Origin of the sequence: Achromobacter animicus (assembly GCF_902859585.1) — a bacterium.
In the GTDB taxonomy this organism is placed as follows: Bacteria; Pseudomonadota; Gammaproteobacteria; order Burkholderiales; family Burkholderiaceae_B; genus Achromobacter; species Achromobacter animicus.
Genome location: NZ_CADIJM010000001.1, coordinates 955,141 through 973,356, shown reverse-complemented (window position 1 = coordinate 973,356; position 18,216 = coordinate 955,141). Strand labels below are relative to the sequence as shown.

Below are 18,216 nucleotides of genomic sequence, written 5' to 3'. Positions count from 1 at the left end.
ACCGCTTGCCTTTGGTTCCGTGCCCGCCGCACATTCGAAAAATCCAGCATACGGGCGTACAGGCGGCGCCATTATGGCAAAGCCGGTGTCAAACCCACAAGCTTTGCGCGCAGTCGGTGGCCGGGCGCCTGCCCAGGCCAGTTAAGATGTGTCCCCAATGAACAAGCAGCTGAAAGTCTCATTGGCGCTGACCCCCTGCGGCAGGCGTGCGCCCAAGCCAGATCGCCTGTATTCGTCCCTGCCTTTGACGGCAAAGGATCCGTGCCGCGTTCCGCCGCGGTCCAGGAGCCACGAAGCATGACGGAGCTGGCCTACGCCTATCTTGCCCCCTCCGACATCGCCCAGCGGCAGGGCCAGGCCGACCTCAACCTGGCCACCAGCGGCGGTCTTGCGCCGTCGGGCGCGGTGGCGCATCCCTTCTTCTTTTCCGGATTTGTCGCGCAGCCCGCCGTGGTGGCGCAAGCGCTGCTGATGCTGGCGCGGGTGGCGCGCACGCGCTTCTACGTGCCGCCAAACACGCTGGCGGCGGTGCTGCGGGCGGCGGATCCGGTCGTGACGTCCACGCCCGAGGGCCTGCGCTTCGAGTCCTTCAGCGTGTGCTGCGGCGTGTACGCGCGCCTGGACGTGGACGCGGAGGCGCTGGACGCCACGCACCTGGCGGCAGGCGTCACCAACGTGGACGTGAATCCGCCGTTGCGCCAGGCGCTGGCGGGGCTGCGCCCGTCGGAGGCTCTGCACCTGAACGTGGGTAGCGATGCGTTGCGGGTGACGACGCAGGCGGGTGAGATCGTCGAAGAGAAAGTGCCGCTGCCCGCGCGCTGGCTCAAAGGCTTTGCCGAGACGCAGATGCTGTCGGCGGACATGGCGTGCCGCCACGCGCTGACGGGGCCGGCCTTGCGCCAGTTCGTGCAGGCCTTGCCGCGGTCGTCGGCGACCAAGACCGTGATGTGGGCGACGCAGGCTGCCCGCTCGCTACGGCTGGCCACGCAGGCCACGCCCGGCGCGGTCTGCGTGGCGGGACCGGAACGGCTGCGCGTCCTGGAACCCTTGCTGCGACATGCCACGGCGCTGCGCGCGTATGGCGCCGATGTGGCGGCAGGGGCGTTGCCGCTAGCCAGCGCCTGGGTGCTGGAGCTGCCGGGTGCGCGGGTCACGCTGGGCCTCAGCCCGGAGAAATCGCGCGGATTCTCGGGCGAGGGGGCGGTGCTGCATCGGGTCGCGGGCGCAGATGCGAATGAGGATGCGGCGTTCGTATCGACGCTGCTGGCTTTCGAGCCACGCATCGATATTGCGCGGCTGGCCGAGCGGGCTCTGCTGCCGGAATCGCAGATCCTGTCCGCGCTGAGCGTGCTGGCGTCTTCCGGCCAGGTGGGCTTCGATCTGGCGGCCGGCGCGTATTTCCATCGGCCGCTGCCGGTGCAGGCTGGGCTGCTCGATACGCTGCATCCGCGGCTTGCCGACGCGCGCAAGCTGGTGGCCGGCGGTGGCGTCCGGCGGGAAGGCGAGGGGCAGTACTCCGTGCAGTCGGCGCAGCAGCGCTACCGGGTTGCGCTGGGCGCCGAGCCTGTCCTGGACCGCTGCACCTGCCCTTGGCACGCCAAATATCAAGGCACGCGCGGGCCCTGCAAGCACACGCTGGCGGTACGCATGTTTCTTGACCCGCTTAATGCATCTGGAACCGACGCATGACCCTCTGCCTGACCGAACGCCGTGCGGCGCTGCGCGAGGCCGCCGCCGGCGGCGACGCGGCGGATATTGCGTCTTTGGCGCGCGCACTGGATGGCGCGAACGAAGAGGATCGCGCCGCGCTGGCCAAGACCTTGCCGCCATCCCGCCTGTTCAGCGCGGAAGGTCCCACGCCCCGGGCGTGCTTTGTGTTGGCGGCGTTGGGCAAGCCCAAGCTCGTGGCGGACACGCTGGCGCCCGCGGACATGGTGCGCAAGCGCGAATATGCCGGGCGACACGCCGAGATGGCGCCGGCTGTCACCGACGCTGCGGCCGGACGGGACGCGCCGTGGCGCGCCGCGTTCGTCGAGCTGCTGGCGGAGCAGCGCTGGTGGGCCGAGGATCTGGCCTGGCCGGTATGCCACGCGCTGGTCCGGTTGGACGGCGATGCGCCGTTATCCATGCCGTATCTGCGCTGTTTCGTGCAACAGGTCAGCGCCGTCGGCGGGGACGGACAGCTGGACGCGGATCATGGCAAGTGCATGGCCGCCTATCTGCAGGCCAACCCCGATCAGATCGAGCGCGAGTTCTGGGCTCTGTTCCGGGTTGAGGGCATGGGCGCCGATTACCTGCTCATGGAGCGCACCGGGCCCGCCTGGGACGCCGCCGTCCTCACGCTTTGCCAGGACAACCCCGCGTTCCGCGACCGCCTGCTCGCCGAATCGTTGGAAGCGCTGCTGCGCGATTTTCCAGCGAAGACCATTGCGTGGTATTTGCGCATGCATCGCTTGGCCGATCCGGCCGCGCACGAGATCGCGGCCCGTCAGCACACGTACTTTGCCGTGCTGGGCACAGCGCCCAGCACGGCGGTCGGACTGGCGCTGGACATGCTCAAGCGCGCCACCGGACAGTTGGATGTGGACGCGATGATCGAGGCCGGGTCCGCCGTTTTGACCCGTTCGGAAAAGAAGCTCGTCAAGGCCCAGCTCGGGCTGTTTGCGGCGCTAAAGACAGATGCCGGCCAGCAGGATCGCGTCTCGCGGATCGTGGGCGACGCGCTGGACGGCATGCCGTTGGACCTGGCGTCGCTGGCGCGCAAGCTGGTGACGCCATCCCGCGAAACGCAACCGGCCGAGGCCAGCGGTCAGGCGCATGGTCAAGCGCGCGCCAAGGTTGGCGGCGACTGTGCATCGCAGGCGATCACGATGCCGGCGCCGCGCCGCAAGCCGCTGCCGGATCTCCCCGAGCAAGCGCCCGGCATCTGCGGCGACGAGGAGTTGCACGCGCTGATCGCGGCGCAGTTCGAGGGCACAGGACACGGCGCCGACTTGCCGCGCATCTTCGATTACCTGGCCGTCCGTCCGCACCAATCGTTGCCTGAAGCATTGCAACACCGCGCCGCCGAGATCATCGAGTCGGTGTGGGAGGAACGCGACGCGTCGCCGCGACGCCTGCTGGCCGCCGCGCTGCTGGGCCGGGAAAACGTCAGTTTTCGAGGCTATGCCCGGTACGTCGTGGCCATCGCGGGTAAGCCGGATCCCGTCGGCGTGGCTTTGCAAGAACAAACGGTCTCCAGCAGCCGCTACGACGCAGAGACTGGCGACTGGAAGGCCGATGAAACCTGGACTTCCCGCTGGGGCTACCAATACCTGCCGACGCATTCGCCGCTGGCCTTGCTGGCCGGCGTCTTTCACGACCTGCGGTCGAGCCGGGCGCAGGGCAAGCCGTTCCGCCCGCCGGCGCCCGTCCCCGCGCAGCGCGTCGGGTGGGAGCGCGTGCTTGCCGAGCCGGGCGATGGCACGTTTTCGCGAGACCTGGCCGTGCTGGGCGATGGCGCCAAGCCGTTCTGGATGGCGACAGACGCCGCGGCCTCCGCGTCGCCGGCCCTCGATGTCGGGGACGTGCCCGCTGAATTCACTTTCCGCGCACAGGAGGCGCGCGAGCAGGATGGCTACGACCAGGTCGTGCAATGGACGGCCTGGCTGCTGCAATCCAACCCCGACACGTTGGCCGCGCATTTCCATCCAATGTTGTGCGCGGCGGTGCAGGTCATCAACGTGCGCGGCCTGGGGCCGCTGCTGACGGCGCTGGGCGCGTCCCGGTTGCCGCCCGGCGAGCCCGTGTACTCGGCCTTGGCGCTGGCCGCATCGGCGAAGATGGCCGAACAGCGCGCACAGGCGGCTGAGGCAATCGCGCGGCTGGCCGACGCCGGTTTACTGGACCCCGCGCCGTTCGCCGCGCAGATCGCGGCGCATCTGGCGCAGGGCTTCGCCCTGGCCGGACGGCTCGCGCAGACGCTGGCAGACGCCGCATCCATCAGCGCGATCACCGGCTGCCGCGCGCTCCAGACGCTGGAGGCGCTGCTGCCGCAATTGCTCGATGCCGAAGGCAAGCCGCTGGCCCAGGCCGGCAAGCTCATCGAACTGGCTGCGCGCCTGTCCAACGACTACGGTATGCCGATCGCCTTGCCCGCCACGCTGGCGGCGCGGCGCAAGGGCGCGTCCGTGCTGGCGGTGACCCTGCGCAGTCTGGAAGCCGTCGCGCCGCGCGTGACGTCGTTGGCCACAACCGCCGCTGCCGCCGCGCAGCGATCTCTCGAAGGATAGCCCCTCGCATGACCCCCTACAAAAACCTCTGGGACTTCTACCGCGATACGGCGCGGCTGGTCGAGGAGGGCGCAACGTTGCGCACGCTGTACGACGCCATGCTGGGCGTGCAGTCGGAAGACATGCGCGCGGTGCAGGCCTCGCCCAAGCGCTTGCGGGAGATGGCGCAGGGCTGGTCCCAGCGCCCGAATTTTTTGCCGATCCGCCTGAACGAGCTATTCAACGGGCTGCAGGTCGACCCTACGGATGACTACGTGTTGGCGATGGTCGGCGGGCTGGGCGGGCGGCAGGAACAGGAAGTGCGCCTTTTCATGCTGCGCCACGATCATGCGCTGCGCGATGGGGCGTTCTGGCGGATCTTCGAGGTGGAGGGCGGCGGCGAGATCTCGCTCGCCAACATCGACAAGTTCTCGCGTGAGGAATTGAACTGGCACAACACGGTCGTGCTGCTGACCAACGAAGGCACGCTGGATCGTCGGCGCGTGCTGCGCAGCTGCCTGGAGGCGCTCAACCGGGATTTCTCCGCCTATCGCGCCGGCTGGTTCTCGCGTCTGTACGTAACGCTGGCCCCCGCGCCCGACGAGGCAGCGGCGGACCAGCCGCTGCTGCGCCAGAGTCTGGGTTCGCCGATCACGGCCACGGTCGCGCTGGCCGTGAAGCAGTTCGAAGCCCTGCACAAGCAGGGTCTGCTCGACGCCGCGCCCTTCGTGGACGCCTGCGGAGGCGCTTTCTCGGGATCGAAGGCTGCGGCGCTGTCTGTGGTGCGCATCCTGGAGGCGCTGGGCGCGCAGGCGCGTGCCGAACCCGAATCCGTGGCGCAGGCGCTGGCCCTGGGCCTCGCGCATCCGCATGCCGACGTGCAGCGGGCGGCGGTGAAGGCGCTGGCGAAGCTGGGGCGGACAGACCTGGCGCAGCAGCAGCGCGACGCGCTGGCGCCGGCGGTGGCCGTGCTGCTGCCGGATGGGGCCGCGGAAGGCGCCCATGCGCATCTCCCGTCAGACATGCCGACCGGCTTGCCCTCGCCCGGGCCGCTGCGCCCGTGGACCGACACTGACGCCCTTGAACGCTATGCGGCGCTGCTGGAAGCGCCCGCCGACGTGCTGGAATTCGAGCTGGCGCTGGCGTGGCTGGCAACGTCCGGACAAGTGGCGGCCACCGTCGCGCCCTTGGCCAAGCGCGCCCGCCAACTGGTGGAGCGCGACGCGCAGCACTACGCGGCGGCGCTGCTGCTGGCGGCGCAGGATCCCAAGGCCCCGTTCCTGCCGCAAAAATATTGGCAGAAAACCACGAGCCAGGTCGTCCATGGCGAGTGGGTGTATGAGAAAGTGGGCGAACCCCAGCCGCTGCCGAGCGCCGAACAATCCTCCCTGCTGCCCAGCTTCATTACCCGCCTGCGCGAGGTAGCCGGGATCGTTCAAGGCAGGGCGCCGCGCCGGCCGTTGCTGGCCACGCCCACCGACACGCAGGGCTGGATCGACGCCGATGTCCTGCTGGCCCGATTCGCGGCAGGCAGGGACAGCGGCGCGCCGCTCCCGGTGGATCTCGTGCAGGCCTTGTTACGCGTGCATCCCGGGGACCGCGCGAGGGTGGTCGAGGCGACCGGCGGCGCAGGGCCGCAGATCACCGACACGGTGCGGATCGAGTGGCGCAGCCGCGGATCGAGCGCCTTGAAGGCCGATGGCTCGCCGCAGTGGGTGTGGTGGAGTCCGGCGGTCCATGCCGAGCCGGCCGAGGCGCCGACGGCCACGCAGCCAGCGCTGATTCCGTCAGGCCCGCCGCAGCACCAGGAAGGCGTCGACGCCCACGCGCTGGTCTGCGCCGAACTCGGTCTGGCCAATCCGGCATCGACCCTGCCGCTGGCCGCGGCCAGCGTTGAGATCATGAACGCGGCGGCGGGCGATGAGGCCGAGCATCGGGCGCCTGCCGTCTTGCGCGTCCTGGCCGTGCATCCGGGCGTCTGGCAGCCGGAAACGGTCCAGTTGCTGGCCCTGGGAATGTCGGCCAAGCAGGCCGAGGTGCGCGCGCAAGCGGTGGAAGTCTTTGCGGCCGCGATCCCGCACCGCGTGGACGCAACGGTCGCGGCGCAAGCCTACGCCGCCTGCGCGCCGGCGATCGTCCTCACGCGCTGGGCAGCGGCCTTCACCGATGCGGCGACGCTGGCGCCTGCTGCCGTCATCGCTGTGCTGGGCGGCCTGTTGCCCCACCTGGATCACAAAGCGCGCGGTATCGGATCGTTGCTCACGGTGCTGCTGGATGAGTCGCTGCGCCATGCGCATCCTGTGGCGGATGCGGACCTGCGCGGCTGGCTGGCGGGCTTTACCGGCACGTCAGCCGCCGGCAAGGCTGCCAAGGCACTATTGGCGCTGAAGACGCCATAGCGCGACCGGCGGCGTCAGCGCCGCCGTCGCTCGCGGGGCGGAAAGAACGCCAAGGTGTAAACCCGCCTTCAATCCGCTTCGGCAGCAACGCGCTCAGAACTCTTCCAGAAAGCGCATGCGAAAGCGCCGTCCCTTGATGTTGCTGTTGGAAATGCGCGAGAACGCCTGCTTGGCGATCTGCCGGTCCAGGGCCACGTACGAGTTGAACTCGGTGATGTTGATCTTGCCGACCTGCTCGAACGTCAGGCCGCCGTCGCCGGTCAGCGCGCCCAGCAGGTCGCCGGGACGCAGCTTGTCCTTCTTGCCGCCCTGGATGCTCAGCGTGACCATGGGGGCGCGGAGCGGGCGGTCGGCCTTGGGGCGCAACGACTTCAAGTCGGCCCACTTCAGCGGCGCGCCCTGGTATTGCTCGATCAGATTGGCCCAGCGCATTTCCTCTGGCGAACACAGGCTGAGCGCCAGTCCCTTCTGATCGCCACGGCCGCTGCGGCCGATGCGGTGCACGTGGACCTCGGTGTCCTTGGTCACGTCCACATTGATGACGGCTCCCAGATTCTGGATGTCGAGCCCGCGCGCGGCCACGTCGGTGGCGACCAGCACGGCGCAGCTCTGGTTGGCGAACTGGATCAGGATTTCGTCGCGTTCGCGCTGTTCCAGGTCGCCGTTCAGCGCCTGCGCGCTGATGCCTTCGGCCTGCAGACGTTCTACCAGGTCATGGCTGCGGATCTTGGTGTTGCAGAAAGCCAGGGTGGACACCGGCCGGAAATGCGCCAGCAGCTTGGCCACCGCATCCAGGCGTTCGCCTTCATTGATCTCGTAGAAAATCTGTTCGATGCGGCTGGCGTCGTGCTGCGCCTCGACCTTGACCTCGGCCGGGTTGCGCAGAAAGCGCGCGCTGAGCTTGCGGATGTTGTCGGGGTAGGTGGCCGAGAACAGCAGCGTCTGGCGCTTGGCGGGGCAGTGCGAGGCGATGGCGACGATGTCGTCGTAAAAGCCCATGTCAACCATGCGGTCGGCTTCGTCCAGCACCAGCGTGTTCAGTCCCGACAGGTCCAGGCTGCCGCGTTCCAGGTGGTCCTGGATGCGGCCGGGCGTGCCCACCACCAGATGCGTGCCGCGGGCCAGCGATTCGGCCTGCGGCCGGGCTGCGGCGCCGCCGCACAGCGTCAGGATCTTGACGTTGGGAATCAGGCGCGCCAGCCGGCGCAGCTCTTGGGCGACCTGGTCGGCCAGTTCGCGGGTGGGGCAAACCACCAGTCCTTGCGGGATCAGGCGGTTCACGTCCAGGTTCTGCAGCACGCCCAGGCCGAACGAGGCGGTCTTGCCGCTGCCGGTCTTGGCCTGCGCGATCACGTCGCGCCGTTCAAGAATCAACGGCAGGGCCTGCGCCTGGATCGGCGTCATCTGTTCGAAACCCAGGGTTTTCAGGTTTTCAAGCAGGGGCGGCAGGAGGGGGAGGGAGGAGAAGGCGGTGTCGGTCACGGCGGGGCGGATCCCGCAAGGGATCGGAAAAAGGCTGAGTTGCGCGTTAGTGTAAAGCCTGAGTCGGTATGATCTGGCGACGGGCATGGCCGGCTGCGGGGCGGGCCTGACTCGATCACAACAAGCAACCGACGTCAGGGTGGATCATGTTCGACAAATTGAAGGCGCTACGGGAAGGCGCAGCCGTCAAGGCAAAGGCGCTGACCAGCCGCACGGCAGGCGCGCTCGAAAGCTCAAAAGCCCAGTTGGGCGATGCCGTGGCGAATGCGCGGGCCAAGGGCCTTGAGCTGGCGGGCGCCACGGCGGAAAGGGGGCGTGAACTGGCAGGCGCCACCGCAGAAAAGGGCCGGGAACTGGCCGGCGCCACGGCAGAAAAAGGCAGCGCGCTTGTTGAGCAGCATTGGCAGACGATCGAGCGCGTGACAGTCGACGGCCTGCTCAGCGTGTCGGCCGAAAAGCTCAAGGACGATGCGATGGTCAAGGACGTGCTGGAACGCGCTTACGAGGCGCTGCCCACCGTCATCAGGCTGGTCCTGCCCCGGGAACGCTATCTGGAAATCGTCATCCAGAAGAAGCAGCCGCTGCTTGCGAAGATTGAAGGGGCACGTAACCGCCGTCAGGAGCGCGCGCAATCGGGCGCCGCAGACAAGGACCGCGACGGCTGATTAACGGCGTTACGCGGACGCCTCATACGTCCCCGCCAGCGCCCGCGCCGCCTCTTGCATGCGCGGCAGCCACGCCCGGGCGCCATCGATCGACAACCTGGCCACAGGCGCGTGCAGCGCCACGGCCGCAATCGCCCGCGACCCGTGCAGAATGGGCACCGCCATGCAGACGATGCCCAGCAGGAACTCTTCCCGGTCGAAGCTGGCGCCTTCCTTCTTGATGACCCGCAGCTCTTCTTCCAGCGATGCCACATCGCACAGCGTGTTAGGCGTGTAGCGCGGCAGTTGTGCGGCGGCCAGCATGCGCTGGCGGGTTTCACGGCGCATATAGGCCAGGAACAGCTTGCCGCTGGCCGAACAGTGCAGCGGCACGCGTGATCCGGATTGCAGGTTGACGCGCAGCGGCCAGGCGGTTTCCACGCGGTCCAGGTAGATGACCTCGTCGCCGTCGAGCATGGTGCAGTTGCAGGTCTCGCCGATCTCGTCGACCAGGCTGTCCAGGATGCGATGGCGTTCGCCGCGCAAAGGCGAATTGAGCAGCGTGTCGCGGGCCAGCGCGCCCAGGCGTGGGCCGCTGACATAGCTTTTGCCGGCCGGTTCGCGCAGCAGCATGCCGGCATCGACCAAACGCGACAGGATCCGAAGCACGGAAGGTTTGGGCAGGCCGGTGGCGTCGGTCAGTTCGGCCAGCGAGACGGGCTGGGCCGAACGTGCCACCTGTTCCAGCAATGTCAGCGCGCGCAGGGCGGCGGAGGATTCGTCTTTCATCTTTCAATAATTGAGATTTCAGCGATCGGCTGCCCATCCTCGCACAGAAACTGCAGAAAATGGAACGCCCGGGGGTGGGAAGCCGCGGGTTTCTGGCGCAGTATCGGATCACACCGGCCAATCAGCAATCGGACAAGCGCCGGCCCGCCAGGAGAGAGACCATGAGCAGCAAGCAACACATGACCCCCAGCGAAGCGTTTGTCGAGACGCTGGTCGCGCAGGGCGTCAAGGATGTTTTCGGCATCGTCGGTTCGGCCTTCATGGATGCGCTGGACCTGTTTCCCGCGGCCGGCATCCGCTTCGTGCCGACGGTGCACGAGCAGGGCGCGGCGCATATGGCCGACGGCTATTCGCGCGTGACCGGCCGGCACGGCGTGTGCATTGCACAAAACGGCCCTGGCATCACCAACTTCGTGACCGGCGTGGCGGCCGCCTACTGGGCGCACAGCCCGGTCGTGGCGATCACGCCCGAGACCGGCACGGCGGGCATGGGGCTGGGCGGCTTCCAGGAAACCGAACAGCTTCCGATCTTTTCGCGCATTACCAAATACCAGGCGCACGTGAACCGTCCGGACCGCATGGCGGAGTTCACCGCCAAGGCGTTCGACAACGCGATGGCCGAACGCGGCCCCGCGCAATTGAACATTCCGCGCGACTATTTCTACGGCGAGATCGACGTGGCCATCCCGGAGCCGCGCCGCATCCGCCGCGGGCCGGGATCCGAAGAGGATCTGGAAGCCGCGGCGCGCATGCTGGCCGAGGCCAAGTTCCCGGTCATCGTGGCGGGCGGCGGCGTGCTGTTCTCGGAGGGCCAGGCCGAATGCGTGGCGCTGGCCGAGCTGCTGGGCGCGCCGGTGGTCACCAGTTATCTGCATAACGACGCCTTCCCGGCCAGTCATCCGCTGTGGTGCGGCCCGCTGGGTTACCAGGGCGCCAAGGCGGGGATGAAGCTCTTGTCGCAGGCGGACGTGGTGCTGGCGCTGGGCACGCGGCTGGGGCCCTTCGGCACCTTGCCGCAGCATGGCTTGGAATACTGGCCGCAGAACGCGCGCATCATCCAGGTCGACGCCGACCACCGCATGCTGGGCCTGGTGCGCCCGGTGTCGGTGGGCATCTGCGGCGACGCCAAGCCGGCCGCCGCCGCTTTGACGGCCCGGTTGCAGGCACGCGATGTCGCCTGCACCCGCACGAAAGAAGGACGCGCCAGCGAGATCGCCGCCCAGAAGGCCGAGTGGGAACAGGAGCTGGACAGCTGGTCGCACGAGCGCGACGACTGGAGCCTGGACATCATCGAGCATGGCGGCGGCCGCATGCACCCGCGCCGTATGCTGCGCGAGCTGGAACGCGCGATGCCCAAGCACGTGATGGTGTCCACCGACATCGGCAACATTTGCTCGGTGTCCAACAGCTACCTGCGTTTTGACGAGCCCAATTCCATGCTCGCGGCCATGAGCTTCGGCAATTGCGGCTATGCGCTGCCCGCGCTGATCGGCGCCAAACTTGGCCGGCCCGACCGCCCGGCGGTGGCCTACGTGGGCGACGGCGCGTGGTGCATGAGCTTCCAGGAACTGCTGACCTGCGTGCGCGAGCAGATCCCGGTGACCGCGGTGGTGTTTCACAACGGCCAGTGGGGCGCCGAGAAAAAGAACCAGGTGGATTTCTATGGCCGCCGCTTCGTCGGCAGCAACCTGCTCAATCCGAATTTCTCGGAGCTGGCTCGGGCCATGGGCGCCGAAGGCATCCGCGTGGAACATGCGGACCAGGTCGGCGCGGCGTTGCAGGCCGCGTGCCAGGCGCAGCTGGAAGGCAAGACGACCGTGCTGGAAATGATGGTCAGCCAGGAACTGGGCGATCCGTTCCGCCGCGATGCGCTCAAGCAGCCGGTGCGCTTCCTGGACAAGTACCGCAAGTACGTCAACCAGCCGTTCCAGGCGGGCGAGGTGCCGCTGCCGATCGAGCCGGTCGGACGCTGACCGGCGCGCGCGGCGCGGATCCGGGCGAGTTCTGTCGTCCTGATCCGCGCCGGTCATTCACCCGGCCGCCGCACGCGCGGCCGCGGCAGGAGCGAAGACATGGCTTTCGACCGTTTGTTCGAGCCGCTGCGCGTTGCCGCGCTGGCGGCCGGGCGGCTGCGCACCGCGGTGGCGTATCCGCTCTGTCCCGTCAGCGTGCGCGCCGCCGTGCAGGCCAGCGAGGCCGGCTACATCGAGCCGGTGCTGGTTGGTCCGGCCGGCCGCATCGCCGCGCTGATGGCGCAGGAAGGCCTGCGGGCGGCCTCGATGGAAATCATCGACACGCCGGACGACGAACTGCTGGCCGCCCGCGCCGCCGCGGCATTGGCGCGCGATGGCGCGGTCAGCATGCTGATGAAGGGCAGCCTGCACACCGACCATTTCATGTCCGCGGTGGTGACGCGCGAATCGGGCCTGCGCACCAACCGGCGCATCAGCCACGCTTTCGTGATGGCGGTGGCGGCCTATCCGAAGCTGCTGATCCTGACGGATGCGGCCGTCAACATCGCACCGTCCCTGCAGGAAAAAGCGGACATCGCGCAGAACGCGATCGACCTGGCGCGCGCGCTGGGCGTGGAGCGGCCGAAGGTGGCCGTGCTGTGCGCCACCGAATCGGTGAATCCGGCGATGCCGGCCACGCTGGATGCCGCGGCGCTGTCCAAGATGGCGGACCGGTCGCAGATCCGCGGCGGCGATATCGACGGACCGCTTGCGTTCGACAACGCGATCTCGCGCGAAGCAGCCGACCAGAAGGGGATCGTGTCGCGCGTGGCGGGCGACGCGGACATCCTGCTCGTGCCGGACATCGAGGCCGGCAACATGCTCTACAAGGAACTCACGTGGCTGGCGGGCGCCGGCGCGGCGGGCCTGGTGCTGGGCACGCGAGTACCGGTGCTGCTGACGAGCCGGTCCGACTCCATGGAGGCACGCGTCAACAGTTGCGCCGTCGCAGCGCTGTACGCGCACGCGCTGGGCAGTTGACCGCGGGCAAGCCTGGCACCACCAAGTCTGGCGGTTTGGTACTAAGCGCGCATCCGGGGGATGACTACGCTAGACCGCAAGCCATCCATGAATGGTTCACGCGACAACATCAAAGGGGTAGCACATGCGCAGCGCAAGACTAGGCCTGGCCACGATTCTGTCAGTGTTTGCAATGGCGGGGGGCGCCGCCGCGGCGGATGCGCCCAAGGCCGGCGGCACGCTTGTCATCGGCTCCACGCAGGTGCCCCGGCATCTGAACGGCGCAGTGCAATCGGGCACCGCCACCGCGCTGCCCAGTGCGCAGCTCTTTGCCAGTCCGCTGCGCTACGACGCCGACTGGAATCCGCAGCCTTATCTGGCCGAGTCGTGGGAACTGGCGCCGGACGGCAAGTCGCTGACGCTGCGCCTGCGCGGCGACGCGATCTTTCATGACGGCAAGCCTGTGACGTCCGAGGACGTGGCGTTTTCGATCATGGCGGTCAAGCAGAACCATCCGTTCCAGACGATGTTCGCGCCTGTCGACAGCGTGGAAACGCCCGACGCGCGCACCGCCGTGCTGCGCATGAGCAAGCCGCATCCGGCCATTCTGCTGGCGCTGTCGCCGGCGCTGATGCCCGTGCTGCCCAAGCACATCTACGGCGACGGCCAGGACTTGAAGACGCACCCGCGCAACTCCGCGAACGTGGTGGGTTCCGGGCCGTTCATCTTCAAGGAATTCAAGCCGGGCCAGGAGATCGTGCTGGAACGCTTCGACAAGTTCTTCATCAAAGGCAAGCCGCTGCTGGACCGCGTGGTGGTCAAGATCAATCCCGATGCGACCAATCTGCTGATCGGGCTGGAGCGTGGCGACATCGGCGCGCTGCCGTTCATGACCGAGCCGACGATTCTGCGCCGCGCCAAGGACAATCCGTCCATCGTCATGACCAACAAAGGCTATGAGGGCATCGGCGCACTGAGCTGGCTGGCGTTCAATACGGCGCGCAAGCCGCTGGACGACGTGCGGGTGCGCCAGGCCATCGCGTACGCGACGGACAAGGGCTTCATCACGAAGGCGCTGAACGCCGGCTTTGCCGCGCCGGCGCACGGCCCCATCGTGGGCACCAGCCCCTTCGCCAGCGACGACGTGAAGAAGTACCCGCTGGACCTGAAGCAGGCGGAAAAGCTGCTGGACGAGGCCGGCTTCAAGAAAGACGGCAAGGGCGAGCGCATGACGCTGACGGTGGACTACATGCCGGGCAGCGACGTGCAGGGCAAGAACGTCGCGGAATATCTGCGCAGCCAGTTGAAGAAGGTGGGCATCAACGTGCAGGTGCGCGCCTCGCCGGATTTTCCGACCTGGGCCAAGCGCATCGCCGGCAAGGACTTCGACATGACCACAGACATCGTCTTCAACTGGGGCGATCCGGTCATCGGCGTGCATCGCACGTACATGTCGTCCAACATCCGCGACATCATCTGGACCAACACGCAGTCCTACAAGAATCCGAAGGTCGATGCGCTGCTGGAACAGGCGGGCACCGAGACAGACGCGGACAAGCGCCGCGCGCTGTATGGAGAATTCCAGCGTTTGGTGACCGAGGACGTGCCGATCGACTTCCTGACCGTCATTCCGTACCACACGCTGTCGTCCAAGAAGGTGCAGGGTCTGCCGTCCGGCATTTGGGGCCTGCTGTCGCCGCTGGATGAAACCTCCGTGCAGTAGCGGGAGCCGACATGCTGCGATATCTCTCGCGCCGCCTGGTCTACGCCGCGATCCTGCTGCTGGCCGTGGTGACGCTGAACTTTCTGCTGATTCATATTTCGCCGGGCGACCCCGTGGAAACCATCGCGGGGTCGATGGGCGGGATCAGCGAAGAACTGCGCGCCCAGTTGCGGGTGCAGTATGGGCTGGACAAGCCGTTCCTCACGCAGCTGGGCATCTACCTGGGGCAGGTCGTGCGCGGCGACCTGGGCTACTCCTACTTCTTCAACGTGCCGGTCGCCCAGCTGATCTGGGACCGCGTGCCCGCCACGCTGCTGCTGGTGGTGACGTCGGTGACGGTGGCGTTCCTGATCGGCACGTTGCTGGGCACGCTGGCCGCCAGGAAGCCCAACGGGCTGCTGTCGCAAGGCATCACGCTGCTGTCGGTCGTGGGCTATTCGGCGCCGGTGTTCTGGACCGGCATCATCCTCATCATCCTGTTTGCCTCGGTGTGGCCGATCTTTCCGGTTTCGGACATGCGGTCGGCGGGCGGTCCGCAGGACGGCTGGGCGGGCGCGCTGGACGTGCTGCACCATCTGGTGCTGCCCGCCTTTACGCTGGCCTTCGTGTACCTGGCGCAATACAGCCGGCTGGCGCGCGCCAGCGTCATGGACGCCTTGCAGGCCGATTACATCCGCACCGCGCGCGCCAAGGGGCTGCCCGAGAACACCGTGCTGTACAAGCACGCGCTGCGCAACGGGGTGCTGCCGGTGGTGACCATGCTGGGTCTGCAATTCGGCAACGTGCTGGCCGGGGCGATTCTGGTGGAGACGGTCTTCAACTGGCCCGGATTGGGACGCCTGGCGTTCGACTCCGTGCTGCGCCGTGATTATCCGACGCTGCTCGGCATCTTGCTCTTTGCCTCGTTGCTGGTCGTGGTGATGAACCAGCTTACCGATCTGGCGTATCGCCTGATCGATCCCCGGATCAAGACATCATGAGACCCGCACCGATTGCGCTGCCCGGCGCCGCCGGCGCCGACGCCCGGCCCAAGCCGCCGCCCCGGCCAACCTATGAGGCGCTGCGCGTGTTCGCGCGCAACCCCAGCGCGCTGGCCGGCGTGCTGCTGCTGGCGACGATCCTGGCCATCACGATCTTCGGGCCGATGCTGATGCACGCCGACCCGTTTGAAATCGCCGCGGCGCCCATGGAGCCGCCCGGCGGCGAGCTGCTGCTGGGATCCGACTACCTGGGCCGCGACGTGCTGACCGGCATGATCTACGGCGGCCGCGCAACGTTGCTGGTGGGCGTGGTGGCGGCGGTGCTGTCCATGGCCATCGGCATCACCGTTGGCGCGCTGGCGGGCTATTACGGCGGCTGGGTCGATGAAACGCTGATGCGCATCACCGAGTTCTTCCAGGTGCTGCCCACCTTGCTCTTTGCGATGGTGCTGGTGACGCTGTTCAGCCCGTCGCTCGCCACCATCGCAGTCGCCATCGGCGTGGTGAGCTGGACGGGAACCGCGCGGCTGGCGCGCGGCGAGTTCCTGCGGCTCAAGCGGCGTGAGTATGTCCTTGCCGAGCGCGTGATCGGCGCCGGAGACGCGCGCATCATCTGGCGAGTGATCCTGCCGAACGCATTGGCGCCGCTGATCGTGTCGGCCACGCTGGCCATCGGCACGGCGATCCTGTTCGAGGCAGGGCTGTCGTTTCTGGGCCTGGGCGATCCCAATGTGATGAGCTGGGGCTTGATGATCGGCAGCAACCGCCCCTACATCCTGACCGCCTGGTGGGCGGTGACGCTGCCCGGCGCAGCCATCTTCCTGACCGTGCTGGCCGTCAGCCTGATTGGCGACGGTCTGAACGACGCGCTCAATCCAACGTCGCGAGGCCGGGCATGAACGCCGCCGACATGGCCCCCGTGCTGGAAGTGGACGGCCTGAGCCTGGAATTCCGCACGCGCGGACGGGCGGCCGAAGTGCTGAGCGACGTGAGCTTCGACCTGCGTCCCGGCGAAACGCTGTGCCTGGTCGGAGAATCCGGCTGCGGCAAGAGCATGACGGCGCTGGCCATCATGCGGCTGATTCCGCCGCTGGCGCGCGTGGGCGCCGGTCACGTGCGTCTGCGCGGCGCCGACCTCGCGATGCACGATGACGAGGCGATGCGCCGGGTGCGGGGCAACAACATTTCGATGATCTTCCAGGAGCCGATGACGGCGCTCAATCCGGTGTATACGGTGGGCGACCAGATTGGCGAGCCGCTGCGCCTGCATCAAGGACTGTCCAAGCGCGACGCACGCGAGCGCGCCATCGAGATGCTCAAGTCCGTGGGCATTCCGTTGCCGGAGCGCCGCGTGGACGATTATCCGCACCAGCTTTCCGGCGGCATGCGGCAGCGGGTGATGATCGCGATTGCGCTGGCGTGCGACCCCGACGTGCTCATCGCCGACGAGCCCACGACCGCGCTGGACGTGACGGTACAGGCGCAGATCTTCGACCTGTTGCGCGAGCAGCAGGCGCGCCGCGGCACCGCCGTGCTGCTGATCACGCACGACATGGGCGCGGTGTCCGAGATGGCGGACCGCGTGGTGGTGATGTACGGCGGGCGGGTGGTGGAGCAGGGCAGCGTAGGCCAGATCCTGGCGCAGCCGCGCCATCCGTACACGCAGGGCCTGATCGCCTGCCTGCCCGAACTGGACCGCGAACCCGATGACGAGCGTCCCGACCTGCCCGAGATTCCGGGCGTGGTGCCGTCCGTGTGGGAGCGTGGCGTCGGCTGCCCGTTCGTTGACCGCTGCAACCGCGCCATGGCGCGTTGCAGCCGCGAGTTTCCGCCCATGACCGTGCTGGATGGGGGTCAGGGCGTGTCCTGTTGGCTTTATCCGGAGGCATCGCAATGAGCCAGGCGCATTCGTCATCCCTGTTGTCGGTGCGCGACCTGTCGGTGCATTTTCCGGTGGGCGGGCGCGGACGCGATGGCAAGCCGGTGGTGGTGCGGGCGGTGGACGGCGTGTCGTTCGACCTGGAGCGCGGCCGCACGCTGGCCATCGTGGGCGAGTCGGGTTCGGGCAAGACCACCACGGCGCTGTCGGTGCTGCGGCTGGCGGACCCCACCGGTGGCAGCATCCATTTCGACGGCAGCGATCTGACCGCGATGCGCGGTTCGGCGCTGCGGCGGATGCGGCGGCGCCTGCAACTGGTGTTCCAGGATCCGTACTCGTCGCTCAATCCGCGCCAGCGCGCCGAGGAAATTGTGCGCACGCCGCTGGACCTGATGGGCATCGACCCGCCCGGCGGCCGCGAGGCGCGCGTGGCGCTGATGTTCGAACTGGTGGGGCTGCGGCCCGAACAGCGGCAACTGTTTCCGCACCAGTTTTCCGGCGGGCAGCGCCAGCGGCTGAATATCGCGCGGGCGCTGGCCAGCGCGCCGGACCTGATCGTCTGCGATGAGCCTGTGTCGGCGCTGGACATCGCGATCCGCGCGCAGATCCTGAATCTGCTGCGGCGCATCCAGCGCGAACAGGGGCAGTCGTTTCTTTTCATCTCGCACGACATGGCGGTGGTGGAGCACGTGTGCGACGACATCGCCGTGATGTATCTGGGCAAGATCATCGAGCGGGCCTCGCGGCGGGCGTTTTTCTCGCGGCCGCTGCATCCGTACAGCGTGGCGCTGATGTCTGCCGTACCGACCGTCAAGGGCGGCCGCGAAACGGCGGCGCGGCGCGTCAGGCTGACCGGCGATCCACCCAGCCCGGTCAATCCGCCGCCCGGCTGCCGCTTCGCGGGGCGATGTCCGGCCGCGCAAGCGCTGTGTTCCGCCCGTGAACCTGAATTGCGCGAGGTGGCGCCGGCGCATCACGTGGCCTGCCATTTTGTCGAGACGCGCGATGGCGTGACGGTGTCGCCGTTGCAAGACTGACGGGCGTGCTGATGTGCGTGTCCCGATGTGCGTGTCCCCATGTGGGCGTACCGATCTTCAG

The 18,216-nt window shown here is 67.9% G+C and carries 13 protein-coding genes; 11 read left to right on the top strand and 2 right to left on the bottom strand.

All coding sequences use genetic code 11. The features are described 5' to 3' along the window. Nucleotides 1-297: 297 nt before the first annotated feature. Genes HV681_RS04400 through HV681_RS04390 form a run of 3 tightly spaced genes read left to right on the top strand, consistent with a single transcriptional unit; the run spans nucleotide 298 to nucleotide 6,649 of the window. Nucleotides 298-1,689, top strand: a complete 1,392-nt coding sequence (locus HV681_RS04400) for an SWIM zinc finger family protein (protein WP_175121880.1) — start codon at nucleotides 298-300, stop codon at nucleotides 1,687-1,689. Beyond that, nucleotides 1,686-4,271 (top strand): DUF6493 family protein, encoded by a 2,586-nt coding sequence (locus HV681_RS04395; RefSeq protein ID WP_175121879.1) that lies wholly within the window; start codon nucleotides 1,686-1,688, stop codon nucleotides 4,269-4,271. The genes HV681_RS04400 and HV681_RS04395 overlap by 4 nt, the downstream gene beginning before the upstream one ends. 8 nt (nucleotides 4,272-4,279) lie before the next feature. Beyond that, nucleotides 4,280-6,649: a DUF6493 family protein gene (locus HV681_RS04390; RefSeq protein ID WP_175121878.1), complete on the top strand. Its 2,370-nt coding sequence runs from the start codon at nucleotides 4,280-4,282 to the stop codon at nucleotides 6,647-6,649. Between the two features lie 93 nt (nucleotides 6,650-6,742). Here HV681_RS04390 and dbpA read toward each other — a convergent pair whose 3' ends face one another. Continuing rightward, on the bottom strand, nucleotides 6,743-8,131 hold the full coding sequence (gene dbpA, locus HV681_RS04385; RefSeq protein ID WP_175121877.1) for an ATP-dependent RNA helicase DbpA: 1,389 nt from the start codon (nucleotides 8,129-8,131) through the stop codon (nucleotides 6,743-6,745). Between the two features lie 146 nt (nucleotides 8,132-8,277). Between dbpA and HV681_RS04380 the strand changes: the two genes are divergently transcribed. Continuing rightward, nucleotides 8,278-8,796, top strand: coding sequence for a hypothetical protein (locus HV681_RS04380; RefSeq protein ID WP_175121876.1), 519 nt, complete (start codon nucleotides 8,278-8,280; stop codon nucleotides 8,794-8,796). A 9-nt stretch (nucleotides 8,797-8,805) separates the two neighbouring features. Here the strand turns inward: HV681_RS04380 and HV681_RS04375 are convergent, their stop codons facing one another. After that, complete coding sequence (locus HV681_RS04375) at nucleotides 8,806-9,564, bottom strand: IclR family transcriptional regulator (protein WP_056570413.1); 759 nt, start codon at nucleotides 9,562-9,564, stop codon at nucleotides 8,806-8,808. A gap of 161 nt (nucleotides 9,565-9,725) precedes the next feature. On the opposite strand from HV681_RS04375, the gene xsc reads away from it, so the two are divergent. From xsc to HV681_RS04340, 7 genes are all read left to right on the top strand, one after another. Then, nucleotides 9,726-11,537, top strand: coding sequence for a sulfoacetaldehyde acetyltransferase (gene xsc / locus HV681_RS04370; protein ID WP_175121875.1), 1,812 nt, complete (start codon nucleotides 9,726-9,728; stop codon nucleotides 11,535-11,537). Nucleotides 11,538-11,636: 99 nt separating this feature from the next. After that, a complete protein-coding gene (locus tag HV681_RS04365) occupies nucleotides 11,637-12,557 on the top strand; it encodes a bifunctional enoyl-CoA hydratase/phosphate acetyltransferase (RefSeq protein WP_175121874.1) in 921 nt (306 codons plus the stop codon). Between the two features lie 124 nt (nucleotides 12,558-12,681). Beyond that, nucleotides 12,682-14,259 (top strand): ABC transporter substrate-binding protein, encoded by a 1,578-nt coding sequence (locus tag HV681_RS04360; protein WP_175121873.1) that lies wholly within the window; start codon nucleotides 12,682-12,684, stop codon nucleotides 14,257-14,259. Between the two features lie 11 nt (nucleotides 14,260-14,270). Beyond that, on the top strand, nucleotides 14,271-15,239 hold the full coding sequence (locus HV681_RS04355; protein WP_175121872.1) for an ABC transporter permease: 969 nt from the start codon (nucleotides 14,271-14,273) through the stop codon (nucleotides 15,237-15,239). After that, complete coding sequence (locus tag HV681_RS04350) at nucleotides 15,236-16,138, top strand: ABC transporter permease (RefSeq protein ID WP_175121871.1); 903 nt, start codon at nucleotides 15,236-15,238, stop codon at nucleotides 16,136-16,138. The genes HV681_RS04355 and HV681_RS04350 overlap by 4 nt, the downstream gene beginning before the upstream one ends. Continuing rightward, complete coding sequence (locus HV681_RS04345; RefSeq protein ID WP_175121870.1) at nucleotides 16,135-17,136, top strand: ABC transporter ATP-binding protein; 1,002 nt, start codon at nucleotides 16,135-16,137, stop codon at nucleotides 17,134-17,136. The genes HV681_RS04350 and HV681_RS04345 overlap by 4 nt, the downstream gene beginning before the upstream one ends. Continuing rightward, the gene (locus tag HV681_RS04340) at nucleotides 17,133-18,155 is read left to right on the top strand and encodes an ABC transporter ATP-binding protein (protein WP_175121869.1); all 1,023 of its coding nucleotides are present in this window, start codon (nucleotides 17,133-17,135) and stop codon (nucleotides 18,153-18,155) included. The genes HV681_RS04345 and HV681_RS04340 overlap by 4 nt, the downstream gene beginning before the upstream one ends. Nucleotides 18,156-18,216: the final 61 nt, after the last annotated feature.